At 59.9% G+C, this 8,368-nt stretch carries 6 protein-coding genes; 5 read left to right on the forward strand and 1 reads right to left on the reverse strand.

The genetic code is table 11. The features are described from left to right. The first annotated feature begins 58 nt into the window (after positions 1 to 58). Genes ACR0DX_RS14950 through ACR0DX_RS14960 form a run of 3 tightly spaced genes read left to right on the forward strand, consistent with a single transcriptional unit; the run spans position 59 to position 4,004 of the window. Positions 59 to 1,219 carry an acyl-CoA dehydrogenase family protein gene (locus ACR0DX_RS14950; protein WP_170355736.1) on the forward strand — a complete coding sequence of 387 codons (1,161 nt, stop codon included), beginning with the start codon at positions 59 to 61 and terminating at the stop codon, positions 1,217 to 1,219. Continuing rightward, positions 1,216 to 3,228 (forward strand): acetate--CoA ligase family protein, encoded by a 2,013-nt coding sequence (locus ACR0DX_RS14955; protein ID WP_480846567.1) that lies wholly within the window; start codon positions 1,216 to 1,218, stop codon positions 3,226 to 3,228. The genes ACR0DX_RS14950 and ACR0DX_RS14955 overlap by 4 nt, the downstream gene beginning before the upstream one ends. Next, entirely contained in the window at positions 3,225 to 4,004 is a 780-nt protein-coding gene (locus ACR0DX_RS14960; RefSeq protein WP_170355534.1) for a carnitinyl-CoA dehydratase, read from the forward strand. The genes ACR0DX_RS14955 and ACR0DX_RS14960 overlap by 4 nt, the downstream gene beginning before the upstream one ends. Here ACR0DX_RS14960 and ACR0DX_RS14965 read toward each other — a convergent pair. After that, positions 4,001 to 4,633, reverse strand: a complete 633-nt coding sequence (locus ACR0DX_RS14965; RefSeq protein ID WP_170355533.1) for a class I SAM-dependent methyltransferase — start codon at positions 4,631 to 4,633, stop codon at positions 4,001 to 4,003. The genes ACR0DX_RS14960 and ACR0DX_RS14965 overlap by 4 nt on opposite strands. Before the next feature lie 90 nt (positions 4,634 to 4,723). On the opposite strand from ACR0DX_RS14965, the gene ACR0DX_RS14970 reads away from it, so the two are divergent. Together ACR0DX_RS14970 and katG are read left to right on the forward strand one after the other, a co-directional pair. Next, positions 4,724 to 5,569 carry an SDR family oxidoreductase gene (locus tag ACR0DX_RS14970; RefSeq protein WP_170355532.1) on the forward strand — a complete coding sequence of 282 codons (846 nt, stop codon included), beginning with the start codon at positions 4,724 to 4,726 and terminating at the stop codon, positions 5,567 to 5,569. 239 nt (positions 5,570 to 5,808) lie between these two features. After that, a complete protein-coding gene (katG, locus tag ACR0DX_RS14975; RefSeq protein ID WP_480846570.1) occupies positions 5,809 to 8,010 on the forward strand; it encodes a catalase/peroxidase HPI in 2,202 nt (733 codons plus the stop codon). The last annotated feature ends 358 nt before the right edge of the window (positions 8,011 to 8,368 follow it).

Genomic DNA, 8,368 nt, shown 5'->3' on the forward strand with positions numbered 1-8,368 from the left:
ATGTTCAGCTTGGCAAGCCACGTCAGGATACCCGCAACCCCAGATGTGGAGACCCCAGATGCAATATGGCCTGTCCGACGAACAAGAGATGATCGCCGCGACCGTTCGCAGCTTTGTCGAAAACGAAATCTACCCGCATGAAGAGCTGGTGGAGCGCACCGGCGAGGTCCCGCACGAGATTGCCGCCGAGATCAAACGCAAGACGATCGAGTTGGGCTTTTATGCTTGTAACTTCCCCGAAAGCGTCGGCTGTGCCGGGCTGAACCATCTGGAGTTTGCGCTGGTCGAACGCGAGTTGGGCCGGGGATCCATGGCGCTGAACCATTTCTTTGGACGGCCGCAAAACATCCTGATGGCCTGCGAGGGCGATCAGGTCGACCGTTACCTGATGCCTGCCGTCCGGGGTGAAAAGATGGACGCGCTGGCGATGACTGAACCCGGTGCGGGCTCGGACGTGCGGGGGATGAAATGCGCTGCCGTGCGTGATGGGGGCGACTGGGTGGTCAATGGCACCAAGCACTTCATCTCTGGCGCGGAACATGCAGACTTTATCATCGTCTTCATCGCAACCGGTGAAGATCAGACGCCGAAAGGCCCCAAGAAACGCATCACTGCCTTTCTGGTCGATCGCGGCACTCCCGGCTTCACAATCCGGGATGGGTACAAGTCGGTCAGCCATCGCGGCTACAAGAACATGGTGCTGGACTTCGACGATTGCCGCCTGCCGGATGCGCAGGTTCTGGGCGAGGTCGATGGCGGGTTCGAGGTGATGAACACCTGGCTTTACGCCACCCGGATCACCGTTGCCGCCATGTCGGTCGGGCGCGCGCGGCGGGCGTTCGACTATGCGCTGGACTATGCCGCCACGCGTGAGCAATTCGGCCAGAAGATCGGCAAGTTTCAGGGCGTCTCATTCCAGATTGCAGACATGATCACCGAGATTGACGCCGCCGATCTGCTGACCCTTGCCGCCGCCGATCGTCTGGACAAGGGGCTGCCCGCCAACCGTGAGATCGCCTCGGCCAAACTGTACGCCTCTGAAATGCTGGCCCGGGTGACAGATGCGGCGATTCAGGTGCATGGCGGAATGGGTCTGATGGACGACTACCCGCTGGAGCGATTCTGGCGTGACGCGCGTGTCGAACGCATCTGGGACGGAACCAGCGAGATTCAGCGCCACATTATCAGCCGCGATCTGCTGCGGGCGCTGGGCGCATGACAACAGCGCTGGCCCGAGCGCTGAACCCTAGAACCATCGCCGTGATCGGCGGAGGCGCGTGGTGTGCGGCGGTCATCGAGCAGGCCCGCAAATTCGGGTTCAAGGGCGAGATTTGGCCGGTCCATCCCAAAGCGGTCGAAGTTGCTGGGGAGCGGGCGTTCGCAACGCTCGAAAATTTACCCTCTGCACCAGACATGGCATTTATCGGGATCAACCGCCACGCAACCGTCGAGGCGGTTACGGTTCTGTCCGCGATGGGTGCAGGCGGCGCGGTCTGTTTTGCCTCGGGTTTTACCGAGGCTCTGGCCGAAGACCAATCAGGCGCGGGCTTGCAGGATCAACTGATCGCCGCCGCCGGTGAGATGCCGATATTGGGGCCGAACTGCTATGGTTTCGTCAACGGTTTGGATCGCGTGGCCGTCTGGCCCGATCAGCACGGCATGCGGCCCGTGGATCGCGGGGTGGCGATCCTGACGCAAAGCTCGAACATTGCGATCAACATGACCATGCAACGCCGCGCTTTGCCGTTGGCCTTCATGTTGACCTGTGGGAATCAGGCACAGACGCATCAGGCCCAGATTGCCTCGGCGTTGTTGGATGAAGACCGCATTACGGCCATCGGCGTGCATATCGAAGGGTTTGGCGATCTGCGCAAATGGGAGGCGCTGGCTAAAAAGGCTCGTCAGCGCGGTGTCCCGATTGTCGCGCTGAAGATGGGTCGGTCGGTCCATGCCCAAGCGGCAGCGATTTCGCATACGGCCTCGCTGGCGGGTCAAGACGCGGGTGCGCAGGCGTTTCTGGATCGGTTGGGGATTGCCCGATTGGATGACATCCCCAGCTTTCTGGAATGCCTCAAGCTGTTGCATGTAACCGGGCGTCTGGACAGTAACGGGCTTGGTACGATCAGCTGCTCGGGGGGCGAGGCCAGTTTGGCCGCGGATATGGCTGAGGGGCGCGATCTGCACTTTCCGCCTCTGACGGATACGCAACGCACCGATCTGCGCGCAGCATTGGGGCCGATGGTGGCGCTGGCGAACCCGCTGGACTACCACACCTATATCTGGCGCGACACGCAGGCGATGACGCGCGCCTGGTCGGCGATGATGGGGCCTGAACAGGCTCTGACCATGGCCATTGTGGACTACCCGCACACGGATCAAACGGATTGGAGCTGTGCGACGCAGGCCGCGTTGAATTGCGTGGCACAAACCGGGCGGCCCTTTGCAGTGACCGCAACTCTGCCCGAGTTGATGCCCGAGGACGTCGCGCAGCGACTGATGGATGGCGGCGTTATTCCCTTCGCCGGGCTGCATGAGGCACTGTCGGCTGTCGAAGCGGCGGCGCGCCCTGCAGGTCAGGACTCTGATCCGGTGGTCCTTCCCAGTACTGCCAATCCAAACGTTACGCTGACCGAGGCGGAGGCCAAGGACCAGCTTGCAGCCTTCGGTGTGTCCACTCCGAAAAGGTTGGTGATTCAGGCCGATGCCGCCAGTGCGGGTGACCTGACCGGTCCTTTCGCCGTCAAGGGCGTTGGACTGGCCCATAAGTCGGACCACGGGGCGGTTCAGTTAGGAGTCAGCGCCGACGATCTGCCAGCGGTCGCGGCCCAGATCGGTACCTCTGAGGTTCTGATCGAGGAAATGGCGCCCGAAGGCGTGGCAGAGTTGCTGGTCGGTGTCACCTGCGATCCGGCCCATGGATATGTTCTGACCTTAGGCGCGGGCGGGGTATTGACGGAAATCCTACGGGACTCGGTGTCTCTGCTGATCCCGTCGCCTCGGAATGTAGTTGAAAAGGCGCTGGGCGAGCTGGCCTGTGCGCCGTTGCTGGCTGGCTATCGCGGCAAGCCTGCCGCAGATATAGGCGCGATCCTGGATACGGTCGAGGCCGTTCAGGCCTATGTTATTGCCAATGCCACCCATGTCAGCGAAGTTGAAATCAATCCGCTTATCTGCGGGCCGGAAGGTGCCGTGGCAGTGGATGCTCTGATCCGAAAGGCACGCACATGAACCCGGTCAAAACCCAGCGCGACGGCGCTATATTGCAGGTCACTCTGGACCGCCCCAAAGCGAATGCGATTGATCTGGCCACCAGCCGCGTTATGGGCGAGGTGTTTCGGGATTTCCGCGATGACCCGGACCTGCGCGTGGCGATCATCACCGGCGGCGGCGACAAGTTCTTTTGCCCCGGCTGGGATCTGAAGGCTGCGGCGGATGGCGACGCAGTGGATGGCGATTATGGTGTGGGCGGCTTCGGCGGGTTGCAAGAGCTGCGCGATATGAACAAGCCGGTGATTGCCGCCGTGAACGGAATCGCCTGCGGTGGAGGGCTGGAACTGGCGCTGAGCGCGGACATGATCATCGCCGCAGATCACGCCAGCTTTGCCCTGCCCGAAATCCGATCCGGTACCGTTGCGGATGCGGCCAGTGTCAAACTGCCCAAGCGCATCCCCTATCACATCGCGATGGAATTATTACTGACGGGCCGCTGGTTCACCCCGGATGAGGCCAAGAACTGGGGTCTGGTCAACGAAATCGTACCCGGCGATCAGCTGATGGACCGCGCATGGGAACTGGCGCGTTTGCTGGCCAGCGGGCCGCCTCTGGTCTATGCCGCGATCAAAGAGATCGTGCGCGAGGCCGAAGACTCCAAGTTTCAGGACGCCATGAACCGGATCACACGGCGGCAGTTGCCGACCGTGGATACTCTGTACGGATCCGAGGACAATCTGGAAGGTGCCCGCGCCTTTGCTGAAAAACGCGATCCGGTCTGGAAGGGGCGCTAAACTCGTTCGAACAGGGCGATCAAAGCCGTATCGTCCTTGTTTGGGCCGTTGGCAAGTTCGCCGTAGATTCGAACCTCGGGTAGGGCGAGATTCCTAATCTGGCCCTGTGCCAGTTTGTGCAGAGCTTCGGCAAACCCCAGTTTTTCATAGTGCTGAGCGTTGATCGACAGGGCGAATTGCGCTCCGGGGCGGGCGACGCGCAGCAAGGGCATCAAAGCCTCGGGGCCCAGATGGCCATGGGTGAAGGTGCCTGACGACACGACGCCCGAGTAGTTTTCGCGCGGAACCGGGATACCCTCGTTCAGGTCAGCTTCTATCGCGTCGCGGTAGATATCCTTGCGCATGGCCTGATCCAGCATCTCGGCGCTGATATCGGTGGCGTCGATAGGTCCGACACCCAAACCTGCAAGAACGGCTCCGCACAATCCTGTTCCGGCTCCGACATCCAGCACCGGACCCTGACCTCCTGCGCCGACAAACGCGCGGGCGGTGCTGATATGCAGCTGGTAATCCTCTCGGGTGGCAAAGCCTTCGTCATAGTCCCCGGCCCATTCGGCATATAGCCGTCGGTTATCTTCGGGTGTTTCAAGCGCATAAGCCGTGTGCAGATCGGGGGTTTTGTCACTCATGCCTAAAAGAAAGGCGCATTGAGAGATTCGAATCAAGTATCCCGTCGACCCCGCTTGCATCCGGTGGATTTGCGGATCATCAATGGCGGCATGACAGGTACTCTATTTTCGTTTGGTCATGGCTATTCCGCGCAGGAGTTGACGCGACTGCTGGCGCCCCATGGATGGCGGGCTATCGGAACCACGCGGGATCCGGCGCAATCACCGGCTTTACGGGCATCTGGGGCGGAACCAGTTGTCTGGCCGGGACAGCAGGTCAATCTGGACGGGGTGACGCATCTGCTGATCTCAACGGCACCCAATGCTGATGGCGATCCGGTTCTAGCAGCGCTGCAAGACGAAATCACGGCACGGGCTGCACAGCTCAAGTGGGTTGGATACTTGTCCACAACCGCCGTTTACGGTGATCATCAAGGTGCGTGGGTGGATGAATCCACGCCTGCGACGCCCACCGCCCAACGCGGCAAATGGCGGGTTCAAGCCGAGCAACAATGGTTGAGTATTCCGAACCTGCCGACCCATATCTTTCGGTTGGCCGGGATTTACGGCCCCGGACGCGGTCCATTTTCCAAACTGAAACGCGTTGGGATGCGGCGGATCATCAAGCCGGGTCAGGTATTTTCTCGCATTCATGTGGCCGACATTGCGCAGGTTCTTGCTGCGTCCATGTCTGCGCCCAATCCGGGGGCCATATATAACGTCTGCGATGATGAGCCGGTCCCTCCACAAGACGTAATTGCCTATGCGGCGGAATTGCAGGGGCTGCCGCTACCACCCGCGGTCCCGTTTGATGAGGCGGAACTAACCCCCATGGCGCGTAGCTTCTACAATGAGAACAAGCGCGTCAGGAACGACCGGATCAAGGATGAACTGGGCGTGAAACTTCTGTATCCTGATTACCGGGTTGGTTTGGACTCATTAACGCGAGACGGATGATCTATTTGTGATAATTTTTAGTTATCACAATCATCTGAAAACAAAACTTTTTAGCATAGCTTGAATTTGCTAGGAGTGGCGTCGACAAGACCCGAGAGTCGCTGTTGCCCGCCCTGCTGCCTGCGCGAATTTTCGCGGCGCCTGTAGGATGGATAAAAGTGTCATCTATATGTGTTCTTGACCGACCGAGTTTTTAGCGGCGCCACAGCGCCGGAATTTTGCCAGGAATGGAGATCGACATGGACGGAAGTGATAACCCCAAAGCAGGCGGATGCCCTGTCATGCACGGCGCAGGAACCCGGTCTAACCGGGACTGGTGGCCGAACCAGCTGAACCTGTCGATCCTGCATCAGCACGGACCGGCCTCGAATCCGATGGATGCGGATTTCGTTTACGCCGAAGCGTTCAAGGCTCTGGACATGAAGGCGCTGAAGGAAGACCTCTATGCGCTGATGACGGATTCGCAGGACTGGTGGCCTGCGGACTATGGCCATTACGGCGGGTTCTTCATCCGTATGGCGTGGCACAGCGCGGGCACCTACCGGACGGCAGATGGCCGTGGTGGGGCCTCGACCGGGAACCAGCGTTTTGCTCCGCTGAACAGCTGGCCGGACAACGGCAACCTCGATAAAGCGCGTCGTCTACTGTGGCCGATCAAGCAGAAATACGGCAACCAGATTTCCTGGGCCGACCTGATGATTCTGGCGGGCAACTGCGCCATCGAGTCGATGGGCGGCAAGACCTTCGGTTTCGCCGGTGGTCGCGAAGACATCTGGGCCCCAGAGGAGGACATCTATTGGGGTTCGGAAACCGAATGGCTGGCCCCGACGGACAACCCGCATAGCCGTTACTCGGGCGAGCGGGATCTGGAAAACCCACTGGCCGCCGTGCAGATGGGTTTGATCTACGTGAACCCAGAAGGTCCGGACGGACAGCCCGACGCGCTGGCCTCGGGCCGTGATATCCGCGACACCTTCGGTCGTATGGCGATGAATGACGAGGAAACTGTCGCTCTGGTCGCAGGTGGCCACACCTTTGGTAAGGCCCATGGTGCGGGTGATCCCGATCTGGTCGGTCCCGATCCAGAGGCCGCTCCGATTGAAGAGATGGGCTTTGGCTGGATTAACAAGTTTGGCTCGGGCAAGGGTGACGACACCACCACCTCGGGGATCGAGGGCGCGTGGACGGCCAACCCCACTAAGTGGGACAACGGCTATTTCGACCTGCTGTTCGGCTATGACTGGAACCTGACCAAAAGCCCCTCGGGCGCGTGGATCTGGGAACCGGTGAACGTCAAAGCAGAAGACATGGCCCCGCAGGCGCATGATCCGTCGAAAAAGGTTAAAACCATGATGACCACCGCCGATATGGCGATGCGCATGGACCCGATCTATGGCCCGATCTCGAAACGCTTCCACGAAAACCCGGAAGAGTTCGCCGATGCCTTTGCTCGCGCATGGTTCAAGCTGACCCACCGCGATATGGGCCCCCGCTCGGCCTATATCGGTGAAGAGGCCCCGACCGAAGAGCTGATCTGGCAGGACAACGTCCCCGCTGTGGATCACGATCTGGTGGATGACGCGGACGTAGCCGACCTGAAAGCCAAGATCGCGGCAACCGGCCTGTCGGTGTCGGAACTGGTATCGACCGCTTGGGCTTCGGCCTCGACCTTCCGCGGGTCGGACAAGCGCGGTGGTTCCAATGGTGCCCGTATCCGCCTTGCCCCCCAGAAAGACTGGGATGTGAACGAGCCGATGAAATTGTCCAAGGCGCTGTCCGCGCTCGAGGGTGTTCAGGCCGCGTTCAACGATGCGCAGTCGGGCGGCAAAAAGGTCTCGCTTGCCGATGTGATCGTTCTGGCAGGTAGCGTGGGTATCGAACAGGCAGCCAAGGCTGCGGGCCAAGAAGTTGAGGTTGCGTTCACTCCGGGCCGTACCGATGCGTCGCAGGACCAGACGGATGTAGATAGCTTTGCTGTGATGGAGCCCATCGCTGATGGTTTCCGCAACTACCAGAAAGGTGACTATACCGTTTCACCCGAAGAGTTGCTGGTCGACAAGGCGCAACTGCTGACCTTGTCCGCGCCCGAGATGACAGCGCTTGTCGGTGGCCTGCGTGTGATAGGTGCCAATTTCGGCGATACCAAGCACGGCGTGTTCACGGATCGAGTCGGTACCCTCAGCACCGACTTCTTCACCAACTTGCTGGACATGAGCACCGAATGGAAACCCGCAGGCAAGGGCGTCTATGAGGGCCGCGACCGCGCCAGCGGTGAGGTCAAGTGGATCGGCACCCGTGTTGATCTGGTCTTTGGCTCGAACTCGCAACTGCGGGCGCTGGCCGAGGTCTATGGCCAGTCCGGGGCCGAAGCCAAGTTCACCGCCGACTTTGTGTCCGCCTGGACCAAGGTGATGAATGCGGACCGGTTCGACCTGAAATAGTTAAGACTACCACCACTCACAAAACGACGCCGCGCGAGGGAACTCGGGCGGCGTTTCTTTTGGCTGGATCCAGCAGGCGTACCAAGCATTGGGTACGATTCCACAGAAAGCGATCGTGCTTCAGGATTAAGGCGCGTCCATGGTCGGGTTTTTGATCCTGTTTGTGAAGGTAACTTATTGTTTTTATTAAGGTCCGGAAGTTTCTTCTGAGAAATGTAAAGTTTTTTCAAAATGGGGGTTGCAGGTCCCAGACCTAATCCGTAAATACCCCTTCACCGGCGCTGCTGAGGCGGTGCTGGGGCGCTGGAGACGGTGCTGACGGACTGGAAAGACGGTTGAGACGCTCAGGATAGACTGG

It is taken from the genome of Ruegeria sp. D3 (genome assembly GCF_056534465.1).